At 63.1% G+C, this 22,557-nt stretch carries 19 protein-coding genes; 8 read left to right on the top strand and 11 right to left on the bottom strand.

Annotated features, from left to right (window positions below):
• Positions 1–79: 79 nt before the first annotated feature.
• The 7 genes from PFLQ2_RS12200 to PFLQ2_RS12230 form a co-directional block, all read right to left on the bottom strand.
• Positions 80–2,653: a bifunctional diguanylate cyclase/phosphodiesterase gene (locus PFLQ2_RS12200; RefSeq protein WP_003182465.1), complete on the bottom strand. Its 2,574-nt coding sequence runs from the start codon at positions 2,651–2,653 to the stop codon at positions 80–82.
• A gap of 111 nt (positions 2,654–2,764) precedes the next feature.
• Positions 2,765–3,445, bottom strand: a complete 681-nt coding sequence (locus tag PFLQ2_RS12205; RefSeq protein ID WP_003182463.1) for a DUF2238 domain-containing protein — start codon at positions 3,443–3,445, stop codon at positions 2,765–2,767.
• An 11-nt stretch (positions 3,446–3,456) separates the two neighbouring features.
• The gene (locus PFLQ2_RS12210; protein ID WP_003182461.1) at positions 3,457–5,256 is read right to left on the bottom strand and encodes a thiamine pyrophosphate-requiring protein; all 1,800 of its coding nucleotides are present in this window, start codon (positions 5,254–5,256) and stop codon (positions 3,457–3,459) included.
• A gap of 104 nt (positions 5,257–5,360) precedes the next feature.
• Entirely contained in the window at positions 5,361–5,870 is a 510-nt protein-coding gene (locus PFLQ2_RS12215) for an HvfX family Cu-binding RiPP maturation protein (RefSeq protein ID WP_003182459.1), read from the bottom strand.
• A gap of 15 nt (positions 5,871–5,885) precedes the next feature.
• Positions 5,886–6,524, bottom strand: coding sequence for a ferric reductase-like transmembrane domain-containing protein (locus PFLQ2_RS12220; RefSeq protein ID WP_003182457.1), 639 nt, complete (start codon positions 6,522–6,524; stop codon positions 5,886–5,888).
• 260 nt (positions 6,525–6,784) lie between these two features.
• The gene (locus PFLQ2_RS12225; RefSeq protein ID WP_003182455.1) at positions 6,785–8,107 is read right to left on the bottom strand and encodes an ATP-binding protein; all 1,323 of its coding nucleotides are present in this window, start codon (positions 8,105–8,107) and stop codon (positions 6,785–6,787) included.
• On the bottom strand, positions 8,104–8,844 hold the full coding sequence (locus PFLQ2_RS12230) for a response regulator (RefSeq protein ID WP_003182453.1): 741 nt from the start codon (positions 8,842–8,844) through the stop codon (positions 8,104–8,106). Before PFLQ2_RS12230 ends, PFLQ2_RS12225 begins: the two co-directional genes overlap by 4 nt.
• A gap of 231 nt (positions 8,845–9,075) precedes the next feature.
• On the opposite strand from PFLQ2_RS12230, the gene PFLQ2_RS12235 reads away from it, so the two are divergent.
• The 3 genes from PFLQ2_RS12235 to PFLQ2_RS12245 all read left to right on the top strand — a co-directional run bounded on the left by PFLQ2_RS12235 (position 9,076) and on the right by PFLQ2_RS12245 (position 12,004).
• A complete protein-coding gene (locus PFLQ2_RS12235; RefSeq protein ID WP_003182450.1) occupies positions 9,076–9,339 on the top strand; it encodes a DUF2790 domain-containing protein in 264 nt (87 codons plus the stop codon).
• A 95-nt stretch (positions 9,340–9,434) separates the two neighbouring features.
• On the top strand, positions 9,435–10,646 hold the full coding sequence (locus PFLQ2_RS12240) for a cytochrome c biogenesis protein DipZ (RefSeq protein WP_003182448.1): 1,212 nt from the start codon (positions 9,435–9,437) through the stop codon (positions 10,644–10,646).
• A gap of 1,028 nt (positions 10,647–11,674) precedes the next feature.
• Positions 11,675–12,004, top strand: a complete 330-nt coding sequence (locus PFLQ2_RS12245; RefSeq protein WP_003182445.1) for a hypothetical protein — start codon at positions 11,675–11,677, stop codon at positions 12,002–12,004.
• 10 nt (positions 12,005–12,014) lie between these two features.
• Here the strand turns inward: PFLQ2_RS12245 and PFLQ2_RS12250 are convergent, their stop codons facing one another.
• The gene (locus PFLQ2_RS12250; RefSeq protein ID WP_003182443.1) at positions 12,015–13,880 is read right to left on the bottom strand and encodes a sigma-54-dependent Fis family transcriptional regulator; all 1,866 of its coding nucleotides are present in this window, start codon (positions 13,878–13,880) and stop codon (positions 12,015–12,017) included.
• 342 nt (positions 13,881–14,222) lie between these two features.
• Between PFLQ2_RS12250 and PFLQ2_RS12255 the strand changes: the two genes are divergently transcribed.
• From PFLQ2_RS12255 to PFLQ2_RS12275, 5 genes are all read left to right on the top strand, one after another.
• A complete protein-coding gene (locus tag PFLQ2_RS12255) occupies positions 14,223–15,296 on the top strand; it encodes an ATP-NAD kinase family protein (protein WP_003182441.1) in 1,074 nt (357 codons plus the stop codon).
• Positions 15,297–15,298: 2 nt separating this feature from the next.
• Positions 15,299–16,276 (top strand): thiamine pyrophosphate-dependent dehydrogenase E1 component subunit alpha, encoded by a 978-nt coding sequence (locus PFLQ2_RS12260; protein WP_003182439.1) that lies wholly within the window; start codon positions 15,299–15,301, stop codon positions 16,274–16,276.
• 36 nt (positions 16,277–16,312) lie between these two features.
• Positions 16,313–17,329, top strand: coding sequence for an alpha-ketoacid dehydrogenase subunit beta (locus PFLQ2_RS12265; protein ID WP_003182437.1), 1,017 nt, complete (start codon positions 16,313–16,315; stop codon positions 17,327–17,329).
• Positions 17,329–18,441 carry an acetoin dehydrogenase dihydrolipoyllysine-residue acetyltransferase subunit gene (locus PFLQ2_RS12270; protein WP_003182435.1) on the top strand — a complete coding sequence of 371 codons (1,113 nt, stop codon included), beginning with the start codon at positions 17,329–17,331 and terminating at the stop codon, positions 18,439–18,441. Before PFLQ2_RS12265 ends, PFLQ2_RS12270 begins: the two co-directional genes overlap by 1 nt.
• Positions 18,442–18,523: 82 nt before the next feature.
• Positions 18,524–19,588, top strand: a complete 1,065-nt coding sequence (locus tag PFLQ2_RS12275) for a 2,3-butanediol dehydrogenase (protein WP_003182433.1) — start codon at positions 18,524–18,526, stop codon at positions 19,586–19,588.
• A gap of 72 nt (positions 19,589–19,660) precedes the next feature.
• Here PFLQ2_RS12275 and PFLQ2_RS12280 read toward each other — a convergent pair whose 3' ends face one another.
• The 3 genes from PFLQ2_RS12280 to PFLQ2_RS12290 form a co-directional block, all read right to left on the bottom strand.
• On the bottom strand, positions 19,661–20,206 hold the full coding sequence (locus PFLQ2_RS12280; RefSeq protein ID WP_003182431.1) for a DinB family protein: 546 nt from the start codon (positions 20,204–20,206) through the stop codon (positions 19,661–19,663).
• 156 nt (positions 20,207–20,362) lie between these two features.
• A complete protein-coding gene (locus tag PFLQ2_RS12285; RefSeq protein ID WP_003182429.1) occupies positions 20,363–21,280 on the bottom strand; it encodes a dihydrodipicolinate synthase family protein in 918 nt (305 codons plus the stop codon).
• Between the two features lie 163 nt (positions 21,281–21,443).
• A complete protein-coding gene (locus PFLQ2_RS12290) occupies positions 21,444–22,472 on the bottom strand; it encodes a trans-3-hydroxy-L-proline dehydratase (protein ID WP_003182428.1) in 1,029 nt (342 codons plus the stop codon).
• Between the last annotated feature and the right edge of the window lie 85 nt (positions 22,473–22,557).

Raw genomic sequence — 22,557 nt, 5'->3', positions numbered from 1 at the left:
ACGGTTGACTCGGTTGACTCGGTTGGCAATGGTGCTGGCTGTGCCGACGCCTTCGCGAGCAAGCCACAAGGTGTCGAGTCTATAGCCAGCGCGGTGTCGTGAAGAACGACGCCATTTCCGAGCGGGGCAGTGCGGAGCCGAAGTAGGGGCCTTGTACATGGTCGCACGCGACGCTGCGCAGTTGGCTGAATTGGCGGGCATTCTCGATGCCTTCGGCGGTGACCATCAGCCCTACGCTGCGGCTCAGGCGGATCATCGCCAGGACGCCTTCGTGGTCATGCTCCAGGCCCAGTTGCGAGAGGATGTTGCGATCGAAGCGAATGCCATCGAACGGCTGGTTCAATACTTCCCGCAGGGACGCGATGCTGGTGCCGAACTTGTCGATGTTGATTCGCACGCCAAGGTCCTTGAGCGCATGGAGCGTCGTGGCGACGGTCTGGTGGTCGGACAGCAGGACGCCTTCGGCGACTTCCAATGTCAGGCGATGAGGCGCCAGGTCGCTCGCCTGGAGGGCCGTTTGCACCTGGTTGAGCAGAAAGCTGCTGTTGAACCATTTGGGCGACACGGCGACGGAGACGCTGACGGCTGGCGGCCAAGTCGCCGCTTCTTCGCAGACGTTGATCAGCATCCAGGCCCCCAGCTCTTCCAACTGGCCCGACGCTTCGGCGACCGGGATAAAGTCAGAGCCGCCCAGTTCCCCTTTCTCCGGATGATGCCAGAAGGTCTGGGCTTCAAAGCCGTGCAATTGCTCGGCATTCATGTCGAAGCGCGGCAAGTAGCGCAGCTCGAGTTGGTCGCCTTGCATGGCATCGCGCAGTTGCTGCTCATATCGCCGACGGTCGCGGGCCAGGTCTCCCATGGCCTCCACGTACACGCGCCAGGTATTACGGCCTGCCGCCTTGGCCGCGTACAAGGCGATGTCGGCGTGGCGCAACAGCTCGTCTGCCCGTGTCTCGCCCGGCTGCGACCAGGCAACGCCGATGCTCATCCCCAGGTACAAAGTATTACCGTCCAGGTGCATGGGCCGTTGCATACAGTCGATCAGGCGTGCACAGAGTTGATCAAGGTCCTGCGCACTGCCGGGGTTGGGCATGACAATGACAAACTCATCACCGCCCAGGCGGGCCACCAGGTCGGTGCCGCGCACGTTTTGTTGAAGAATATGGGCCACTTCCTTCAGCACCTTATCGCCCACGGCGTGCCCCAGGGAGTCATTGACTGGCTTGAACCGGTCCATGTCCAGGTTCAACAGCGCCAAGGGCGCACCATTGGCCGGGTCCAGGTGTTCGCTGAGGCAATCGAACAAACGATTGCGGTTAGCCAGCCCGGTCAGCGGGTCGTGGAGGGAAAGGTGCTTGATCTGGGCCAGTGCCCGCAGCTCGTCGGTGATGTCGGTGGCGGTGCCACGAAAGCCCAGGGTGCCGGCATCAATGGCCCGCACGGAAAGTTTGCAGGTGCGCACACGTTGGTTGCGCGCGGTGTACTCGCACAACAGCGGTACCGAGGCGCCGCTGTTGGCACCGCCGAGCAGCCATTGGGCGATCGAAATCGATCCGCCGTGGGGGTGCAACAGCCGGTGCAGGGGCTTGCCCAGCCACTCCCGGGGGGCGAACCCGGTCACCTGTTCAAAACGTTCCGACAGATAAGTCAGTGCGCCGTTCGAGTCGACTTCCCACAACCAGTCAGAAGACACCTCGGCGATGTCCCGGAAACGTTCCTCACTGCGCTCCAGCGCCTTTCGGTGGGCGAGGACGCTGGCATACTGGCGTTCCTGCTCGCGCAGCATGGCCAGGGCATGGCGCAACACCAACAGCGCCAGGATTCCCAGGATCAGCAGTGCCACGACCAGCAACGGCAGCAGAACCTTGCGCAGGTCCTGGCCAGGGGTCAAGGGGCGCCATGCCAGGGCTTCCTGGCTTAACGGATCAAGGACCCATTGGGCGGTCTCATCCGGGCCTGGCGTTCTGGCGATATGGGCCTCGGGCAGGACAAAGTCCCTTGCCAGGTTTTGCAGGGATCCAGGGTCGAGGACTTTGACGAAAAGCATCAGGCTGGGGGGGCCGGGTATTTCGCGCACGCTGTTGTCCGTGCCGGTGGAGATGGCGGAGGCGGCAACGAATGCTGGCGCATCGCCGTGATGCAGCAGCTCGACAATCACCTCATCGCGCTTGTCCGGGGTGCTGGCCTTTTTCCTCAACGCCTTCAGGTCGCCGGCCAACCATGTGCCGGCATCGGTATCACTCATCTGGCCGTCAATGACGGAATAGACGGTCTTGCCTGCCGGGGAAATGACGAACACGGCCTGATAGCCATAAAGCGAATAAACGCTACTGCCGACGTTTTCCTCATCATAGGCCCACGTCTTGTCCACCTTTACGTGCAGGTGCCGGTAGGCGTCGCTCCATTTGGAGTAGTCGTTCAAATCCCGGCCGATACCGGTCCGGATGCCGTCAATGGCCCGCTGGGCAAAAAACAGGCTCTGTTCACGGGCGCGCTGATCCTGCGCCTGGGTAATGTTGAGCAGTACGGCGATTGCCAGTGCGGACATGGCGAACAGCAGGAACATGATGGCCGGCAGGGTACGACGGGTGAAGCTTCGGGTAGACGAACCCGGGGTAAGAACGGTTGAGTCATTGCCAGTATCTTCAATCATAAAAATAAATCGTCAGCCAAAAAGCGATTTCACCCGCACCTGTCTTGTATCGGCTGATGGGCAGATTTACTTAGTCATGATCAAAAATGATGCACGGTTGCGTTATCGTCGTTATGTAGGCGCCTTGAAGCGCAGTGCCCATTCACGGGCGAAGTCCCGTTGGCGCAAGTAGCTGACTGCGGCGGCAGTCAGCAAGGCCATGAACGCGGCAAGCGCCGCCAAGGCCATATCCTTTTGTGAGTCCCAAGGGTCTTGTTGCGCGCCGACAAAGGCCTTGGCGGTATCGCCGCCTATATAGGCGCCGCCCAACCATTCGACGATTTCGTAAACGGCCGACGAAGCCAGGATCAGGCACCAGGCCATGAAATAACTGCTGAACCCCGTTACGGGCGCGACCCGCAGCAAGGCCTCGCGCACTGGATAGGCCAACAGCAGGCCATAGCTGAGGTGTACCAGCCGATCGAACTGGTTGCGCTGGAACCCCATCAGTTGGTCCAGGGATTGGCCCCCCGTCAAGGCCTGCCACCACGCGTTGTAAGGCACCTTGGCGTAGGTGTAGTGGGCGCCCACTTCGTGGATGCAAAGGAACACGAACACCAGCGTGGCCGATAGCCGGGAAAAGCTGAATCGGCGGTGGACGCTCACCAGGACGACCAACAAGGCAATGACCAGCAGGTTTTCCGCCAGCCAGTCGCTACGCTTGACCGGCGCGATCGCCAGCCAACCCCATAATATGCAGAAGGCCAGTAGCAGGGCCCGTTCATACCGACGAGGCAGCTCACCCGTGTGCATTCAGTCACGCCTCACTCTTTGTCCTTGCGATGGCCCGGCAACAAGGCGCCGAGCACCTGTTTGGCGGTTTCCACGACGATACCGCCCTCGTTCGGGTCTCCTTGGAGCAGGGCTGTGGCAAATTTCTTCGCCTGTTCCAATTTGATATGCGGCGGCAACGGTGCGACGTCCGGGTCGGTACGGAATTCGATCAAGACCGGGCGATCCGCCGCCAGGGCTTCATCCCAGGCGGCGGCCACGTCGTCTCCGTCGAGCACGAGGATGCCCTTCAAACCGATGGACTGGGCGAACAGGTGGTAGGGCACGTCGGGAATGTCCTGGGAGGCCTCGAATTTCGGGTCGCCCTCCATTACGCGCTGTTCCCAGGTCACCTGGTTCAGATCCCGATTGTTGAATACCGCGCAGACCCAAGTGCCGTTGGTCCAGGTGCGCCAGTATTTGGCGACCGTGATCAACTCGGCCATGTTGTTCATTTGCATGGCGCCGTCGCCCACCAGGGCCACCACCGGCCGGTCCGGATGACAGAACTTCGCGGCGATTGCATAGGGCACGGCAGCGCCCATCGAGGCCAGGCCACCAGACAGCGAGCACATCATGCCGCGACGGATCTTGACGTCCCTGGCGTACCAATTGGCGCAGGAGCCGGAATCGCAGGTGATGATGGCGCGCTCCGGCAGCCGGGGCGAAAGCTCGAACGCGACCCGTTGCGGATTGATCGGCTTGGCTGAGAGCAGGGCGCGTTTTTCCAAGGTCTTGTCCCAGCTTTCCCGCCAATGTTCGATTTTCTTGCGCCAGGTGTGATCGGTCTTCGTTTCGATCAACGGCAACAGGGCGCGCAGGGTGTCGGCGCTGTCGCCGTGCAGGCTGACTTCCATGGGGTAGCGCAGGCTGAGCATGTCTGGCTGGATGTCGATCTGCACACCCCGGGCCTGACCCTCGGGCGGCAGGAATTCGGCATAGGGAAAGCCCGAGCCGATCATCAACAGGGTGTCGCAGCCGGCCATCAGGTTGTCGCTGGGTTCGGTACCCAGCAGGCCGATGGAGCCGGTGACCCACGGCAGATCATCCGGCACGGCGGCCTTGCCGAGCAGGGCCTTGGCCACGCCGGCACCGAGTTTGTCGGCGATGGCGATGACTTCATCCGTGGCGTGCAGCGCACCGGCGCCGACCAGGATAGCGACCTTCTTGCCGGCATTGAGGACCTCGGCGGCTTTGCGCAGATCCTCCTCGTATGGCACCACGCTGGGCTTGCGATAGCCGACGCCGGAATGAACGGTGCCGTGTTTGTGAGGCGGTGCGGTGTATTCCATGTCTTGCAGATCGTTAGGCAGGATCAGCGCCGTAACCCGGCGCTCGCCCACCGCCGTGCGCACGGCGCGGTCGAGCAAGTGGCGCACTTGGGAAGGCGCGCTGGCTTGCTGGACAAACGCCCCGGCCACGTCCTTGAACAGGCTGACCAGGTCCAGTTCCTGCTGGTAATGCCCGCCCAAAGCGGCGCGGGCCTGCTGACCGCTGATGGCGAGCACCGGCATGTGATCCATCCGGGCGTCGTAGAGACCGGTCACCAAGTGGGACGCGCCGGGTCCCGAGGTGGCGATGCAGACCCCCAGTTCGCCGGTGAACTTGGCGTGGGCACAGGCCATGAACGCGGCCATTTCCTCGTGGCGGGCCTGGATGAAGCGGATTTTCCCATTGGCCCGGTTCAAGGCGCCAAAGACCCCGTTGATGCCGTCGCCCGGATAGCCATAGATGCGGCGAACCCCCCATTCATAAAGGCGCTCCACCAGAAAATCACCGACGGTCATGCTCATGTCTGTCCCCTCGTCTCCTGAGCTGCGGCGGCGCGGGGCGGCCTGCAGCGGTTGGCGTGTATACGAGACTGGACCCCTGCATGCCGCCCAAGGTTTCGATTTTTTCAGGCGACTCGGTGGCGACGTTGCAATATTTTGTCCAGCAGCGCATCGATACTCAATTTCCCGGCGCCCTGCAGCACCAGCGGTAACAGCGCCACCAGGTAAATCAGCGGCAACTTGAAATTGCCATGGCCTTTATTGGTGATCGCGTAACCCTGGGCCAGCTCGGCCAAGCTTGACCAGTCCGCCGGCCAATGCACGGCAGCGGTCGCAACCACGGTGACGATGATCAGCACCAGCGCCGAGAATCGGGTGCCCAGGCCAATCAACAGGGCGACGGCGCAAAGCAGCTCCGCCCACATCGACAGCTCCCAGTTCCAGTTGGCCGGCACGTGGTTGAAGGGGAAGGGGAAAGCGGACTGGATGTCGGCGAACCAGTTCGTGCCGTTCCATTTTTCCAGGCCGGACTCGAAAAACTCCCAGGCCAGGAACAGGCGCAGGCTCAGCGGCGCAAGCCATGCTCCGGCTCGATCCAAAGGGGTGTGCAGGGCTTGCAAGGTTCTTGAATACATGACGGATCTCCGGAATCAAACGGTGCGTGGCAAGGGTTGGCGGCGTTTGCTGGCCTGGGCCAGCTTGCCGACCAGGCGAATGGCGGTGGCGGCGCAGATCAGCCCGAACGGCAGCACGTACCAGGCGCTCATCGGGATGCGCTTGAAGTTGGAATAGGCAAAAATCGCCGCCAATACCCACATGCCGGTGACGTGCAGGCGCTTCCAGGCCTTGAAGCCGATCAGGCGCGTGGTGCTTTTAAAGGAAGTCAGGGCCAGCAGCAGGATGAAGACGTAGCCCACGGTGCCCGGGATGTTGCCTACCGTGGTTCGGCCGGGCCAGAACTCGGTGTTGAGCTGACCGTAGCTGTAGATCAGCACGGCGTGGACCAAATGGGAGAAGGCAAAGGCCAGCCCGATGAAGCGCCGTTCACGCACCAGTGCCCGGCTCAAGGGCGAGGGCACCAACACGGCGAAGGCCGAGGCAGTGAAAGCCAGCAGGAACAAGGCAAAGGATGAGCGAGCCGTGGCGCGGATGGCACTGCGTACGCCTTCGGTGAGGTCCGGGTTGAGTGCCAGGGTCAGCGCGGTCATCAGCAGCACGAGGGCGGCGAGCAGGACGAACAGCGACCAGCCTTGGAAGCGAACGGCAGAGGTTGGGGGGGCGGTAGACATGATGAAGCTCCTGGGTGTCGGGGCCCGGCCATGGCAGCGACCGGGGACACAGGGAGTCTTTCAAGCGGGTGTAAGCGGGGTGTGTCGGCAATGGCCCAATGTGCAAGTTTGTGTATGCCTGGCCGTGGCAGACACACTGGAATACAAAACCTGACATTCACCTGTGGGAGCGGGCTTGCTCGCGAGGGCGTCAGGTCAGTTGACCGAATGCCGGCTGGCACACCGCTTTCGCGAGCAAGCCCGCTCCCACAGGGTTTTGTTTAACTGGCGAGCGAGGCGTCGGGGCTCAGACGTAACTCCGCACACAGGCCGCCGCCGTCGCGGTTGCTCAAGGTCAGTGAACCGCCCATGGCGATCGCCAACTGTTGGGCGATGGCCAATCCCAGCCCCGTGCCACCGGTTTCTCGGTTACGCGAGCTTTCCACCCGGTAGAACGGCTTGAGCACCTCGGCCAGTTCCTGTTCGTTGATGCCAGGGCCACGATCCAGTACCCGGATCGCCAGTTGCCCATGATCAACGACGTGTACTTCTATCTGCGCCGCGCCGCCGAACTTCAACGCGTTGTCCACCAGGTTGACCAGCACCCGCCGCAAGGCGTGGGGACGGGTATCGATCACGGCGGCATTTTTCCCTGACAGCTCCACGTCCTTGCCCGTGTCCTGGTAATCGAACACCAGGCTGTCGAGAAACGCATCCAGGCTGATGCGGCAACTGGCTTCGGTGGCGCCATGGATACTGCGGGCATAGGCCACGCCTTCACGCACCAAGTGCTCCATTTCGCTCAGGTCGCTCCACAGCTTGTCCTTTTCAATGCCATCGTCCATGAACTCGGCGCGCAGCTTCATCCGCGTGATGGGCGTCTGCAGGTCATGGGAAATCGCCGCCAGCAACTGCATGCGCTCCTTGAGGTAGGCCGCGATGCGCGCTTGCAGCGTGTTGAATGCTTTCGCGGCATGCACGACTTCGGTCGGACCCTTTTCGTCCAGGCACACGCCATGGGCGTTCGGATCGAGGGTTTCCACCGCCTCGGCCAGTCGGGTCAGGGGCCGGACGGCGATGCGCACGGCCAGCCAGGTGCAACCGATCAACAGCGCCAACTGCCCGAGCAACGCCATCGGCAACCACGGCGAGAGGGGCACCATCGCCGGCCGCACGTCGATGGTCAGCGGGCTGCCGTCAGCCAGGCGCAGGTGGGCCTGGTAGTGCATCTGCGGGCCGGGAATATGGGTGAAGTTCAGGTCGTAGGCCTGGCCGATGGCTTCCTGGATAGAACTTACCGAAATGGGCGCGCCGGCAAGATCCATCGGTTGGCCGGGTTGGCCTTCGTCAAGCAGATAACCGTAATTGCGTCGGGCCAGTCTTGGCAGCCAGGCCGGACGTTCAGCGGCGGGCAGGCGGTCGAGGATGGCGACCGAGGTGGAGACATCGGTTTCCAGATTGCCGAGCATGGTCGTTTTGGCGCTCTCGTAGCGCTCGTAATACTGGGCGCCGAAAGAGAGCGCCTGGGCCAGGATCAGGCCGATCAAGAAGATCAGCGACAGCCTCGACGCCAGGGTCCGCGGCCAACGTAGCGCCAAGTTCATACCGACGCCTCGAGGATCTCCACTGGCAATGAAAAGACGTAGCCTTCGCTGCGCACGGTCTTGATGTACGCCGGTTCCCGCGCATCGTCGAGCAAGCGCTGGCGCAGGCGGCTGACCAGCAGGTCGATGGAGCGATCGAACAGGTCGGCGTCCCGGCCCTGGGTCAGGTTGAGCAGTTGGTCGCGGTTGAGCACCCGTTGCGGATGGTCGAGGAACACCCGCAGCAGACGGTATTCGGCGCCGCTCAAGGCAACCATGGTGCCGTCGGTGTCCAGCAAGTGGCGCGCCGTGGTGTCCAGGCGCCAGCGCCCGAACGCCAACAGACGACCGCTCTCGGTGACCACCAGATTGGGTGGCAGCATGCGTGTGCGGCGCAGTACGGCGTTGATGCGAGCCAGCAGTTCGCGGGCGGCGAACGGCTTGACCAGGTAGTCGTCGGCGCCCATTTCCAGGCCGATGATGCGGTCGGTTTCGTCGTTGCGGGCCGTGAGCATCAGTACCGGCGTGGCCTTGTGCTTGCCGGCGCGCAGCTCGCGGCACAGCACCAGGCCATCATCGCCGGGCATCATGATGTCCAGAACGATCAGGTCCACCGGGGTGGTTTCCAGGAACGCGCGCATCTGTCGGCCATCGGCCACGACGGTGGTGCGCAGGCCGTTCTTTTTCAGGTAGTTGCCTACCAGCTCCCTGATCTCGCGATCGTCATCCACTATCAACACGTGATCGACATGTTCCATGGTGTCCAGACCCCTTTGGCGTTTTGTTGTGATCAGTCTACAGACGCCGGCCAACCCGGCTCGCGACGGTTTGTATTGCAGTGTATCTGGCGCGCGGCGGATACACAGCGATGCAAAAAGCCACCCGGCTCGATACAGGCGCGATACCTCAGCGGCATTCAATGGCTTCCATCGAGGCAACACAACAGGCCTCGGCAGAAAACTCCCATTGAACGAATCGAGGTCCATGCCATGAACACCAAAGCCATCTACGCCGCCTGCCTTTTCGCCGCGCTGAACATCTGCACCCTGTCGGCCCGTGCCGAGAGCAACGTCCAGCCCCAGACTTACCACTACGGCACCCACCTGGACATCCAGAGAGTGCTCTCCACGTCCGAAGACGCCAACCCGGCCTGCGGCGTGGTCAACGCCCACATGACCTACCTGGACTCGGCGGGGCATAAGCAGGCGCTGGACTATCGCAAGTTTGCCGACAACTGCAATAACGACAACTGAGGTGCGGTCACCGTCCTGTGGCGAGGGAGCAGGCTCTCTCGCCACAGGTGCAGGCCTGATTTTCTTGATTCACTACTCACTGTTGAGGTGATGCCATGCTTCTGATCGCTTTTCTCGGCGGGATCCTGACGATCCTCAGCCCCTGTATTCTCCCCGTGGTGCCGTTTTTGTTCGCCCGGGCCGATCGTTCTCGCCGTTCGGTGCTGCTGACCCTCGGCGGCATGGTGCTGACGTTTGCCCTGGTGTCGAGCCTGGCGGTGGTCAGCAGCGAGTGGGTGTTGCGTGCCAGCAGCGTCGGCCGGCAAGTCGCCCTGGGGGTGATGGTGCTGTTCGCCCTGTCGCTGATCTTCAGCCGGGTCGGCATCTGGCTGGCGCGGCCGCTGGTCAGCCTGGGCAATCGCATTGACGCGGGGGCAGGGCGGATGGCTGGGCCTGTGGCGTCGGTGTTGATCGGGGTCGCCACCGGATTGCTCTGGGCGCCGTGTGCCGGGCCGATACTGGGGGTGATCCTGACCGGGGCCATGCTGCAGGGGGCCAGCGCTGAAACCAGCGTGTTGTTGCTTGCTTATGGGCTGGGCAGCGCCTTGTCGCTGGGAACGCTGATCCTCGCCGGGCGCGGGTTGGTCGGGCGCCTCAGACTCTCCTTGCCGGTGACCACCTGGTTGCGCCGTGGCACCGGTGCCGTGGTGCTGCTGGCTGCCGTGGCGATTGGCACGGGGGCCGATGATCGCCTGCTGGCCAGTACGTCTTCCCAGGGCTCGGCGAGCCTGGAGCAGAGCCTGCTGGAAAAAGTGCCCATGGCGATCGATTACGTGGTGAGCAAGGCGGGCGCCGCGTCGATGCCAACGCTTGAGGCCCAAGGCGCCATGCCCTCGCTGGACGGCGCGGTGCAATGGCTCAACTCGCCAGCACTGAGTAGCGAGTCATTGCGGGGCAAGGTGGTGCTGGTGGATTTCTGGACCTACGACTGCATCAACTGCCAGCACACATTGCCCTACGTGAACGATTGGGCGAAAAAGTATGAAAAGGACGGGCTGGTGGTCATCGGCGTCCATACCCCGGAGTACGGCTACGAAAAGATCATCGACAACGTCCGCGAGCAGGTGCGCAAGCTGGATATCCGATACCCGGTAGCGATCGACAACCAATACGCGATCTGGCGATCCTTCAACAACCAGTACTGGCCGGCCCATTACTTCATCGACGCCAAGGGGCAGGTGCGCTACAGCCACTTCGGCGAAGGGCGCTACGGTGAGCAGGAACAGGTCATCCAGCAGTTGTTGCAAGAAGCCAAGGCAGGGCAATGACCCGTGGTAACAGAACCACCACCCGGACCATGTGGCGAGGGAGCTTGCTCCCGCTGGGTTGCGAAGCAACCCCAGAACCAGACACCTCGGTATAACAGACTGGCCGTGTTCAGCCTTTTTGGGGGCTGCTACGCAGCCCAGCGGGAGCAAGCTCCCTCGCCACGGGTTTGTGGTTGGCTGGAGGGTTAGGTGTATCAGGCCAACAAAGTATTTATGACCAAACACCACCCTGTGGTGAGGGGATTTATCCCCGCTGGGTTGCGAAGCAACCCCAGAACCAGACACCTCTGGGTAACAGGCTGACCGTGTCCATCCTTTTTGGGGCTGCTGCGCAGCCCAGCGGGGATAAATCCCCTCGCCACAAGAGAGGCTGCAACCCGGTTTATGTGGCGAGGGAGCTTGCTCCCGCTGGGTTGCGAAGCAACCCCAGAACCAGACACCTCGGTGTAACAGGCTGACCGTGTTCAGCCTTTTTGGGGCTGTTGCGCAGCCCAGCGGGAGCAAGCTCCCTCGCCACGGGCTTGTGGTTGGCTGGAGGGTTGGGTGTTTCAGGCCAACAAAGCATTTACGACCAAACACCATTCTGTGGTGAGGGGATTTATCCCCGCTGGGTTGCGAAGCAACCCCAGGACCAGCCACCTCGGTATAACAGGCTGACCGTGTCCAGCCTTTTTGGGGCTGCTGCGCAGCCCAGCGGGGATAAATCCCCTCTCCACAAGAGAGGCTGCAACCCGGTCCATGTGGCGAGGGAGCTTGCTCCCGCTGGGTTGCGAAGCAACCCCAGAACCAGACACCTCGGTATAACAGGCTGACCGTGTCCAGCCTTTTTGGGACTGCTGCGCAGCCCAGCGGGGATAAATCCCCTCGCCACAAGAGAGGCTGCAACCCGGTCCATGTGGCGAGGGAGCAAGCTCCCTCGCCACGGGGAACCGTAACGTCGGCGTGGTTTTTTTCGGCCAAGTGCTGGCCCCTTGCTCATTTGAACATCGTCAAACTTCTTTTATTTCAGAAAGTTGGGCGACAAACCTATGCGTATTTCCATGTGGGTCGTGGCGACATTTCTGCTCGCGGCCGTCTCGCTTGAGGCCCAGGCCCGGGCATTGACGCAAAACCAGCAGTCGGTCTGCCGCTGGGGTTCGGACATTGCGGCCGGGGCGCAGGCCTCCAAGCTCTCTGGCACCAGCCTGTACGGTGCGCGCAAGCGCTTGCAAGTGCGCAAGTTTCCCCGGCCCTGGATGCGCATGACTGCCCTGGGCATTACCGAACAGACCTACAACAGCGCTTCGCGCCTCAAGCCGGCCGCCGTCAAGCAGACCTACTACGAACAGTGCGTGCGTCATGAATTGGCGCAGAAATAGCCCCTCGTCTTCACGCCGGGCTTCGGCCAGGCATGTCGATGCCATGCTGATGCACCCGTCGGTACAGGGTTGCCCGGGAAATGCCCAAGGCGCGAGCAGCGGCGGTGGGCTTCCAGCGGTGACGCACCAAGGCATCGAGCAGGGCCTGGCGTTCCGGGCTGGCGATGGGCTCCGGCGCATGGGCATCGGCATCTGCGGGGTGCAACGACTCGGGCAACTGGCTGAGTTGGATGACACTGCCTTCGCACACCGCGCAGGCGTAACGCAGCACATGGCGCAACTGGCGGATATTGCCCGGCCAGTGATAACCGAGCAGGCATTCCAAGGCCGCGCCGCTCAACTGCAGAGCCTCGCCACATAACGCCGACTCCTCGGCGAGAATGCGGTTGATCAGCATCAACCGGTCACTGCGCTCGCGCAACGGCGGTAACTGGAAGCGCGCACCGCCGAGGCGGAAGTACAAATCCTCACGAAACTCGCCAGCGGCCACCAGCGTCTCCAGGTCGCGGTGGGTGGCGCAGATCACTTGGATGTCCACTGCTTTGCGACGGGATGCGCCCAGCGGTGCCACTTCACCCTCGGCCAGTACCCGCAGCAGACGGGTCTGCAAGGCCAGCGGCATGTCACCGATTTCATCGAGGAACAGCGTTCCGCCATCGGCCTGCTGCAACAACCCCTGCATGCCCTTGGTCGAGGCGCCGGTGAAGGCCCCGGCGACGTAGCCGAACAACTCGCTCTCGATCAGGCTTTCGGGAATCGCCGCGCAGTTCAACGCCACGAAAGGGCGATCCCGGCGCTGACTGGCCTGATGCAATTGACGGGCGAATACCTCTTTGCCCGAACCGGTTTCGCCTTGGATCAGCACTGGCAGGTTGCGGTCCTTGACCCGCACCGCCAGGCGCAGGCTGTCGGCCAGGCGCGGATCCAGTTCGGCCGGGGCCAGCGCCGTCCGGGGCCGCGGGCTGGCCCGATGACGTGGCGCGCTCAAGCGGCCATGTAGAGCGGGGTCGAGCGGGTAGAGGCTCTCATCACGGGCGCGGTGCAACTGTTGCGGATCGAAGACTTGGCTGATGTGTTGCGGTAACTGACCGTACTGCTGCAACAAATACTGGCGGGCGGCTGGGTTCAAGGCCTGGAGGCAACCGTCGTCATCCCAGGCGAACAGGAAGTCGGGCTGGCTGTCGACGTATCCGGCGTTGCGGTGGGCCCGCAGCACCCAGTACTTTTGAGCGCTGCTCATGAAAAATGCCTGCTCGATTTCCCGGGCGCTCTGCACCACCATTTGCCGGATCAGATGCTGCGAGCGCCGATCATCCGGCGAGCGCACCGCCGAGACGTCCAGCACCCCAAGCAACCCGCCCTGAGGGTCGAAGACCGGCGCGGCGGAGCAGGTCAGGCCGATGAACGCTGCGCGGAAATGATCGCGCTTGTGCACCGTCACCGGCGCCTTCGCCGTGAGCACCGCCGCCACGCCACACGTGCCTTCCTCACCTTCCGACCAACAGGTGCCCAGGTACAGCCCGGCCTTGCGGCAGTCGTTGCGGATCGAGGTTTCCACCCGATAATCGATGGTCTGGCCCTGGGCGTCGGTGAGCAGGACGCAGTAGTCGGCATCGCGCACCCGGCCGTGCAGACGCGCCACTTCTTCGCTGGCGATGTTGAGGAACAGCTCGGAGCGCTCGCGGCATTGCTTGAGCACATTCTCCGACAGGATGCGTGGGCCTTGCAGCGAGCCCGGGTCCAAGTGGTGCTGCTCCATGGAGCGGCGCCAGGAGTCGAGGATCAGGTCCGGGACGGGCAGTTGTGGCAATTGATCCGCGTTTCTTACCACGCGGCTGACGCAATCCACGTGCGCCCGGGAGTGAGCGGAAAGCATAGGGGCCTCCGGTTCAGCTTCTTATCGTTGTGGACGCATTAAGCGCCCTTCGCCCTGCGCAGACAAGCCTGATGACGCCGATGGCCGGCGTGAGACGCCACGTCTCACCGTCTCGCCGAGCCCTCGTGCAGGCTGACATGTGGCGTCTCACCGGGGCTCGCTTCGCTGTACCCATAACCACCAAAGAACCGCTCTAGACCGGTCGTTTCGCAGGTTATGCCAGCAACTGGCACCGCCCTTGCTCTACCTCTGAAGCCCGCCCGACGGGCCATCCAATAATAACAACGAGGTGCGTATGTCTCCCTGCCCAGGTCATTTGCCTGTCTCACCCACGGTGGCGCCATGAGTCGTCGACCGCTGACGGTGGGCATCATCGCCAACCCCGCATCGGGCCGAGACGTGCGACGCCTGACCGCCAATGCCGGGTTGTTTTCCAGCACTGACAAGGTTTCGGTGATCCAGCGCCTGCTGGCCGCTTTCGGGGCCACCGGCATCGAGCAGGTGCTGATGCCCACCGACATGACCGGCATCGCTGCCGCCGTGTTGAAGAACAGCCACAGCCGCCAGGCCCGCAGCAGTCACTGGCCGGCCCTCGAATTTCTCGACCTGACCTTGCGCCAGACCGTCGAGGACACCCGCCGCGCGGCACGCCTGATGGCCGAACGCGAGGTGGCGCTGATCGCCGTGCTCGGTGGCGACGGCACGCACAAGGCGGTGGCTGCCGAGGTAGGCGACATCCCGTTGCTGACCTTGTCCACCGGCACCAACAACGCCTTTCCCGAATTGCGCGAAGCCACCAGCGCCGGGCTGGCCGGCGGGTTGTACGCCAGCGGCCGGGTACCGGCACAGCTCGGCTTGCGCCGCAACAAGCGCCTGCTGGTCTGCGATGCCGCACGCGGCCTGCGGGAAGTCGCCCTGGTGGATGTCGCCGTGTCGCCGCTGCGTTTTGTCGGCGCCCGGGCCATCAGTCGGGCGCAGGATCTGGCTGAAGTCTTCGTGACCTTTGCCGAACCGCAATCCATTGGCCTGTCGGCGCTGTGCGGCCTGTGGTTTCCGGTGTCACGCCAGGCACCGGGCGGGGCCTGGATGCGCCTCGATCCGCAATCCCCCGAAGCGCTGCTGGTGCCGCTCGCGCCGGGCTTGCTGCAAGGCTGTGGCGTGCTCGCCGCCGGCCCCCTGGAACCCGGCGTCGCCCATGGCCTGTCGCTCGCCAGCGGCACCCTGGCCTTGGACGGCGAGCGGGAAATCGAATTCAACGTCCATGACCGGCCCACGGTCACCCTCGACGCCGGCGGTCCGCTGAGCATCGACGTCAACGCGGTGCTGGCCTACGCCGCGCAACAGCGTTTGCTGGCCATTGGCCGCGAACACCCGCAACACCCTCTGAATCTTCAAGAAGACACCCCAGGAGAATAAAAATGTCGACACCGCTGACCCACGATCAACTGCTGCACGCCTACCAGGTGATGCGCACCATTCGCGCCTTCGAAGAGCGCCTGCACGTGGAGTTCGCCACCGGCGAGATCCCCGGTTTCGTCCACCTGTATGCCGGCGAAGAAGCCTCGGCCGCCGGCGTCATGGCTCACCTGGGCGATGACGACTGCATCGCCTCCAACCACCGTGGCCACGGCCACTGCATCGCCAAGGGCGTGGATGTCTACGGGATGATGGCCGAGATCTACGGCAAGAAAACCGGCGTCTGCCAGGGCAAGGGCGGCTCGATGCACATCGCCGATTTCGAAAAAGGCATGCTCGGTGCCAACGGTATCGTCGGCGCCGGCGCGCCCCTGGTGGTGGGCGCCGCGCTGGCGGCCCGGCTCAAGGGCACCGACAGCGTCGCCGTGGTGTTCTTCGGCGATGGCGGCTCCAACGAGGGCGCGGTGTTCGAAGCCATGAACATGGCCTCGGTATGGAACCTGCCGTGCCTGTTCATCGCCGAAAACAACGGTTACGCCGAAGCCACCGCTTCCAACTGGTCGGTGGCCTGTGACCACATCGCCGACCGCGCCGCCGGGTTCGGCATGCCTGGCGTGACGGTGGACGGTTTTGATTTCTTCGCCGTCCATGAAGCGGCCGGGGCGGCGGTGGAGCGCGCCCGGGCCGGGGAAGGGCCGTCGCTGATCGAGGTCAAGCTGACGCGTTACTACGGCCATTTCGAAGGCGATGCCCAGACGTATCGGGCCCCCGACGAGGTCAAGCATTTCCGCGAAAACCAGGACTGCCTGATGCAGTTTCGCGAGCGCACCACCCGGGCCGGATTGCTCACCGTGGAGCAGTTGGACCAGATCGACAAGGAGGTGGAACTGCTGATCGAAAGCGCGGTGTACAAGGCCAAGTCCGATCCCAAGCCCTCTGCGGCGGACCTGCTGACCGACGTCTACGTCAGCTACCCCTGAACGCCCTCCCGAATAACAACAATAGAGAATCCCATCATGGCGAGAAAAATCAGCTATCAGCAGGCAATCAACGAAGCCCTGGCCCAGGAAATGCGCCGCGACACCAGTGTCTTCATCATGGGCGAGGATGTTGCCGGTGGTGCCGGCGCACCCGGTGAGAACGACGCCTGGGGCGGTGTGCTCGGCGTCACCAAGGGCCTTTACGACCAATTCCCCGGCCGCGTGCTGGACACGCCGCTGTCTGAGATCGGTTACGTCGGCGCCGCCGTGGGGGCCGCCACCTGTGGCGTGCGCCCGGTGTGCGAACTGATGTTCGTCGACTTCGCCGGTTGCTGCCTGGACCAGATCCTCAACCAGGCGGCGAAGTTTCGCTACATGTTCGGGGGCAAGGCTTCCACGCCCCTGGTGATCCGCACCATGGTCGGCGCCGGCCTGCGCGCCGCCGCCCAGCATTCGCAAATGCTCACCTCGCTGTGGACCCACATCCCTGGGCTCAAGGTCGTTTGCCCGTCATCGCCCTACGACGCCAAGGGCTTGCTGATCCAGGCGATCCGCGACAACGACCCGGTGATTTTCTGCGAGCACAAGTTGCTCTACAGCATGCAAGGCGACGTGCCCGAAGAGCTCTACACCATTCCCTTTGGCGAGGCCAACTTCCTGCGCGACGGCAAGGACGTGACCCTGGTGTCGTACGGGCGCATGGTCAACACCGCGATGGACGCCGCGCGCAGCCTGGCCGGGCGCGGGATCGACTGCGAAGTCATCGACCTGCGCACCACCAGTCCGATGGACGAGGACAGCATTCTTGAAAGCGTCGAGAAGACCGGGCGCCTGGTGGTGATCGACGAAGCCAACCCGCGCTGCTCCATGGCCACCGATATTTCCGCGCTGGTGGCGCAAAAAGCCTTTGGCGCGCTGAAGGCCCCCATTGAAATGGTCACCGCGCCGCACACGCCGGTGCCGTTTTCCGATGCCCTGGAAGACCTGTACATCCCCGACGCGGCGAAGATCGAGCAAGCCGTGCTCAACGTGATCGAGTGGAGCAAGCGCTGATGAGCCAGATTTTTACCCTGACCATGCCCAAGTGGGGCCTGTCGATGACCGAAGGCCGGGTCGATGCCTGGCTCAAGGAGGAGGGCCAGGCCATCACCAAGGGCGATGAAGTGATGGACGTGGAGACCGACAAGATCTCCAGCAGCGTCGAGGCGCCGTTTTCCGGGATATTGCGTCGGCAGATCGCCCGCCAGGACGAAACCCTGGCGGTCGGCGCACTGCTGGGCATTGTCGTGGACGGCGAGGCCAGCGACGCCGAGATCGATGCGGTGATCGAGCAGTTCCAGGCCAGCTTCGTGCCGGGTGATGCGGCTGACGAAGACAGCGGTCCGAAACCGCAGAAAGTTGAATTGGACGGCCGGGTGATCCGCTATTTCGAGCGCGGCGAGGGCGGCACGCCGCTGTTGCTGGTGCACGGTTTCGGCGGTGACCTGAACAATTGGCTGTTCAACCACGAGGCGCTGGCAGCCGGGCGCCGGGTGATTGCCCTGGACCTGCCGGGGCATGGCGAATCTTCGAAAACCCTGCAAAGCGGTGACCTGGACGAACTGAGCAACGTGGTGCTGGCCATGCTCGATCACCTGGATATCAACGCGGTGCATCTGGTGGGGCATTCCATGGGTGGGGCGGTGTCGCTGAACGCCGCGCGCCTGATGCCCCAGCGGATACGCTCGCTGACCCTGATCGGCAGCGCTGGGCTGGGCGGGGAGATCAACGGCGGCTACCTGAAAGGTTTCGTCGAAGCGGCCAACCGCAACGCCCTCAAGCCGCAGTTGGTGCAGCTGTTTTCCAATGCCGAGCTGGTCAACCGGCAGATGCTCGACGACATGCTCAAGTACAAGCGCCTGGAGGGCGTCGACGCCGCGCTGCAGCAACTTTCAGCGACGTTGTTCGCCGATGGTCGCCAGCAGGTGGATCTGCGCGAAGTGGTGCAAGCCGGTCATGTGCCGACCCTGGTGATCTGGGGCAGTGACGACGCGATCATTCCAGCGGCCCATAGCGAAGGGCTGAGTGCGCAGGTCGAGTTGCTCTCCGGCCAGGGCCACATGGTGCAGATGGAAGCGGCCGAACAGGTCAACCGACTGATCCTTGAGTTCATTCAGCAGCACTGATCAAGCAGGCGGCGACCCCTGTCGTCGCCCACAGAATCCTGGAGGCAATGTCATGAACGTTTCAATCAAGCCTACCCGCAGCATGCGCGCCGCCGTCTGGCATGGCCGCAACGACATCCGCGTCGAAGACGTGCCGCTGCCGATTTCACCGCCCGCCGGTTGGGTGCAGATCCGTGTGCAATGGTGCGGCATCTGTGGCTCCGACCTGCATGAATTCGTGGCCGGGCCGGTGTTCATCCCGGTGGACGCGCCGCACCCGCTGACGGGCATCAAGGGCCAATGCATCCTCGGGCATGAGTTCTGCGGTGAGATCGTCGAACTGGGCGCCGGTGTGGAGGGCTTCAGTGTCGGTGAGCCGGTGGCGGCCGATGCCTGCCAGCATTGCGGTACCTGCTATTACTGCACCCATGGCCTGTACAACATCTGCGAAAACCTGGCGTTCACCGGGCTGATGAATAACGGTGCGTTTGCTGAATTGGTCAACGTGCCGGCCAACCTGCTCTACAAGTTGCCCGCCGGCTTTCCGGCCGAGGCCGGCGCGCTGATCGAGCCACTGGCGGTGGGCATGCACGCGGTGAAAAAGGCCGGCAGCCTGTTGGGCCAAAATGTCGTGGTGGTGGGGGCCGGGACGATTGGCCTGTGCACCATCATGTGCGCCAAGGCCGCCGGCGCCGCCCAGGTGATTGCCTTGGAAATGTCCGGCGCGCGCAAGGCCAAGGCCCTGGAGGTGGGCGCCAGCCACGTAATCGATCCGAATGAATGTGACGCCCTGGCCGAAGTCCGGCGCCTGACCGGTGGCTTGGGCGCCGATGTCAGCTTCGAGTGCATCGGCAACAAGCACACCGCCAAGTTGGCCATCGACCTGATCCGCAAGGCCGGCAAGTGCGTGCTGGTGGGAATCTTCGAAGAGCCGAGTTCATTCAACTTCTTTGAACTGGTCTCCACCGAGAAACAAGTACTTGGCGCGCTGGCCTACAACGGCGAATTCGCCGACGTGATCGCCTTCATCGCCGACGGGCGCCTGGACATCTCGCCGTTGGTGACCGGCCGTATCCAGCTGGAGCAGATTGTCGGCCAGGGTTTCGAGGAACTGGTCAATAACAAGGAGCACAACGTCAAGATTATCGTGTCTCCCGCACCGATCTGAGGGCGCCTGAAGTGGGCGATTTTGGCGGTGGCCGGTAGCGGCCATCGCATTTTTTTGAGTGCGTCGGCGTTTTTAGCCAGGTCGATAGTCTCGCCAGACGATCTCCTCGGCGAGTTGCTCATCTTTTTGCCGATATTTGTGGTCGCATTCGAGAAAAAATTCGTCGAGCTGCGGAGGCTCGACGCCGGTGCCGCTGAGCATCGAATGTACTTGGCCGCGATGATGGATCTGATGCTCGAACAAGTGCAGCAGCAGCCGGTCGATTCGTTCGCGCACCACTCCGTCGACCCGCACCAGCTCCACGGAGCGGGCCAGGTCTTTTTCCCGCAGGGCTTCGCAGAACGCCACCAGCCGCTGGTCGGTTTGGGTTTGGCTTTGCAGGAGCTGGGCGTACGGCAGGATCTCGGAGAAATCCTTCATCTGCCCATCCCGGTCGCCTTCGAGGGCGGTGAGGTAGTAGCGATCCACTTCCAGGATGTGGCAGAGCGTGCTCTGTATGGAGGGGAAGAAGTTGGTGCGGTACGCCCCATACTCGGCCTCGTTCAGCCGCGCGCAGGCATTGAGCAGCCTGCGGTTGGCCCATTGGTTGTTCAGGGCCTGGGCGAGGAAATAATTCATGGGGCGGTCTCCCTTTATGGCCACCACAAATCCTGTGGGAGCGGGCTTGCTCGCGAAGACGGCGGCACATGCAGCATAGTCATATCTGACAAACCGCCTTCGCGAGCAAGCCCGCTCCCACATGGTTTTTATTTACCTGGAGCGCTGGGCTATGTCCTAAAGCCCCACATCCGGCAACGCTGGCCGGTTCGCCATGGCCTTGGCCATGATCTGCTCCACATACAGCCGATCTTCGTCCGGCAGGGCCAGGCGCGGTGGGCGGGTGAGGGCGCTGCCGCGGCCGGCGATGGCTTCGCAGAGCTTGATGCATTGCACCAGGTCGGCGCGGGCGTCGAGGTGCAGGATCGGCATCAGCCATTCATAGATCGGCATCGCCTCGGCAAAACGTCCGGCGCGGGCCAGGCGGAAAATCGTCTCGCCTTCTTTCGGAAACACATTGGACATGCCCGAAACCCAACCTTCGGCGCCCACCGCGAGGCTCTCCAGCACCACGTCATCCAGGCCGGCGAACAACACGAAGCGATCGCCGACTTCATTGCGCACGTCGATGAAACGCCGAGTGTCGCCTGAGGAATCCTTGAAGCACACCACGTTGTCGCAGTCGGCCAGGGAAATCAGGATGTCCGGGGTCACGTCGTTCTTGTAGATGGGCGGGTTGTTGTAGACCATCAACGGCACGTCGGCATGCCGGGCCACGTAGCGGAAGTGCTCGGCGGTCTCGAACGGCTTGGAGCCATAGACCAGCGCCGGCATCAGCATCACCCCGTCGACGCCGACCTTGCGCACCGCGTGGGCGACTTTCGCGGCTTGCAAACTGGTGAACTCGGCCACGCCGCAAATCACCGGCACCCGGCCACGGGAGGCGTCCACCGCGACTTCGGTCACGGCGATTTTTTCCTCGGCGCTCAGGGAGGTGTTTTCCCCCACGGAACCGCAGACCACCAGGCCCGACACACCGTCACGGATGACGTTGGAAATCACCTGATGGGTTTTTTCCAGGTTGATGGAAAAGTCATCGTTGAATTGCGTGGTGACGGCGGGGAAAACGCCGCTCCAGTTGATGCGTTTGCTCATGGATTGTCTCCGGTGGTTAATGGTTTGTGGCGAGGGGATTTATCCCCGTTGGGCCGCGAAGCGGTCCTGATTCAGGCAGCTCGGTTTATCCGGGGGTAGGGGGGCTGCTTCGCAGCCCAGCGGGGATAAATCCCCTCACCACAGGGGTGTGTGAATCGGAAATTCATGCGCCAGGCCAGGTATCTGAAAGCCGATAGCCCTGCGGCCACGGATCGGCCGGGTCCAGCAGCAACTGATGCGTGCCGGTGATCCACGCCCGTCCGGCAATGCACGGATAAATCGCCGGGCGTCCGGCGACGTCAGTCTGCGAATCGATGCGGCAGTGGAATTCAGAACCGATGATCGAGCGTCCGATGAAGCGTTCGCCAACCTGCATCAGACCCTTGGCATGCAGCACCGCCATGCGCGCCGAGCAGCCGGTGCCGGTGGGGGAACGGTCGATCTTGCCGGGCTGGATCACCACAGCGTTGGCGCCGGTGGCGATGCCGTTCTCCTGGACGATGGGCGCGGCGATCTGGCAGAACGAGATGTGCGACCAGTCGGGGTTCAGCGGATGGACGAAGCCCAGTTGTTCATTGGCCGCCCGGGTGATCTTCAAGCCTACCGCCACCAACTCGGCGGCTTCGTCGGGGCGGATGGCGAAGCCGAGGCGCTGGGCATCGACGATGACAAAACTGTCGCCGCCATAAGCGGTGTCGACCTGCAGCGAGCCCAGGCCTTCGACTTCGATCCAGGCGTCGAGGCGGTCGGCGAAGGAGGGCACGTTTTTGATTTCGACTCGCTGCACCTTGCCGTCGCGGCAGTCGGCCACGGCTTCGATCAATCCGCCCGGCGCTTCCAGCACCAGCCGGGTCTGGGGTTCGGTCATCGGCAGGATGCCGCTGTCCAGCAGCACCGTGGCGACGCACAGCGAGTTGGAACCGGACATCGGCGGGGTGTCGGCCGGTTCCATGATGATCCAGGCCATTTGCGCCCGTGGGTCCTTGGCCGGCACCAACAGGTTGACGTGGCGGAATACGCCGCCCCGGGGCTCATTGAGCACGAAGTTGCGCAGGGTCTGGTCCTGGGCGATCCAGCGCGACTGTTCCCACACCGTGGCGCCGGGTGGCGGGGCGACGCCGCCGACAATCACATCCCCGACTTCGCCTTCGGCGTGGCAGCTGACTACATGGATGATTCTGGATGAGCGCATGGATCGATCCTTGTGTTGTCTTGTAGGGCCCTTTCGCGAGCAAGCCCGCTCCCACAGGGTTCAATGGTGTGCACTAGCCAGTGTG

Source organism: Pseudomonas fluorescens Q2-87, from assembly GCF_000281895.1.
In the GTDB taxonomy this organism is placed as follows: Bacteria; Pseudomonadota; Gammaproteobacteria; order Pseudomonadales; family Pseudomonadaceae; genus Aquipseudomonas; species Aquipseudomonas fluorescens_S.
This window is presented reverse-complemented; position numbering and strand designations above follow the sequence as displayed.

Coding starts and splice junctions, on each gene's coding strand:
- PFLQ2_RS12200 (WP_003182465.1), bottom strand. CDS start 2,653: ATGATTGAAGATACTGGCAATGACTCAACCGTTCTTACCCCGGGTTCG.
- PFLQ2_RS12205 (WP_003182463.1), bottom strand. CDS start 3,445: ATGCACACGGGTGAGCTGCCTCGTCGGTATGAACGGGCCCTGCTACTG.
- PFLQ2_RS12210 (WP_003182461.1), bottom strand. CDS start 5,256: ATGAGCATGACCGTCGGTGATTTTCTGGTGGAGCGCCTTTATGAATGG.
- PFLQ2_RS12215 (WP_003182459.1), bottom strand. CDS start 5,870: ATGTATTCAAGAACCTTGCAAGCCCTGCACACCCCTTTGGATCGAGCC.
- PFLQ2_RS12220 (WP_003182457.1), bottom strand. CDS start 6,524: ATGTCTACCGCCCCCCCAACCTCTGCCGTTCGCTTCCAAGGCTGGTCG.
- PFLQ2_RS12225 (WP_003182455.1), bottom strand. CDS start 8,107: ATGAACTTGGCGCTACGTTGGCCGCGGACCCTGGCGTCGAGGCTGTCG.
- PFLQ2_RS12230 (WP_003182453.1), bottom strand. CDS start 8,844: ATGGAACATGTCGATCACGTGTTGATAGTGGATGACGATCGCGAGATC.
- PFLQ2_RS12235 (WP_003182450.1), top strand. CDS start 9,076: ATGAACACCAAAGCCATCTACGCCGCCTGCCTTTTCGCCGCGCTGAAC.
- PFLQ2_RS12240 (WP_003182448.1), top strand. CDS start 9,435: ATGCTTCTGATCGCTTTTCTCGGCGGGATCCTGACGATCCTCAGCCCC.
- PFLQ2_RS12245 (WP_003182445.1), top strand. CDS start 11,675: ATGCGTATTTCCATGTGGGTCGTGGCGACATTTCTGCTCGCGGCCGTC.
- PFLQ2_RS12250 (WP_003182443.1), bottom strand. CDS start 13,880: ATGCTTTCCGCTCACTCCCGGGCGCACGTGGATTGCGTCAGCCGCGTG.
- PFLQ2_RS12255 (WP_003182441.1), top strand. CDS start 14,223: ATGAGTCGTCGACCGCTGACGGTGGGCATCATCGCCAACCCCGCATCG.
- PFLQ2_RS12260 (WP_003182439.1), top strand. CDS start 15,299: ATGTCGACACCGCTGACCCACGATCAACTGCTGCACGCCTACCAGGTG.
- PFLQ2_RS12265 (WP_003182437.1), top strand. CDS start 16,313: ATGGCGAGAAAAATCAGCTATCAGCAGGCAATCAACGAAGCCCTGGCC.
- PFLQ2_RS12270 (WP_003182435.1), top strand. CDS start 17,329: ATGAGCCAGATTTTTACCCTGACCATGCCCAAGTGGGGCCTGTCGATG.
- PFLQ2_RS12275 (WP_003182433.1), top strand. CDS start 18,524: ATGCGCGCCGCCGTCTGGCATGGCCGCAACGACATCCGCGTCGAAGAC.
- PFLQ2_RS12280 (WP_003182431.1), bottom strand. CDS start 20,206: ATGAATTATTTCCTCGCCCAGGCCCTGAACAACCAATGGGCCAACCGC.
- PFLQ2_RS12285 (WP_003182429.1), bottom strand. CDS start 21,280: ATGAGCAAACGCATCAACTGGAGCGGCGTTTTCCCCGCCGTCACCACG.
- PFLQ2_RS12290 (WP_003182428.1), bottom strand. CDS start 22,472: ATGCGCTCATCCAGAATCATCCATGTAGTCAGCTGCCACGCCGAAGGC.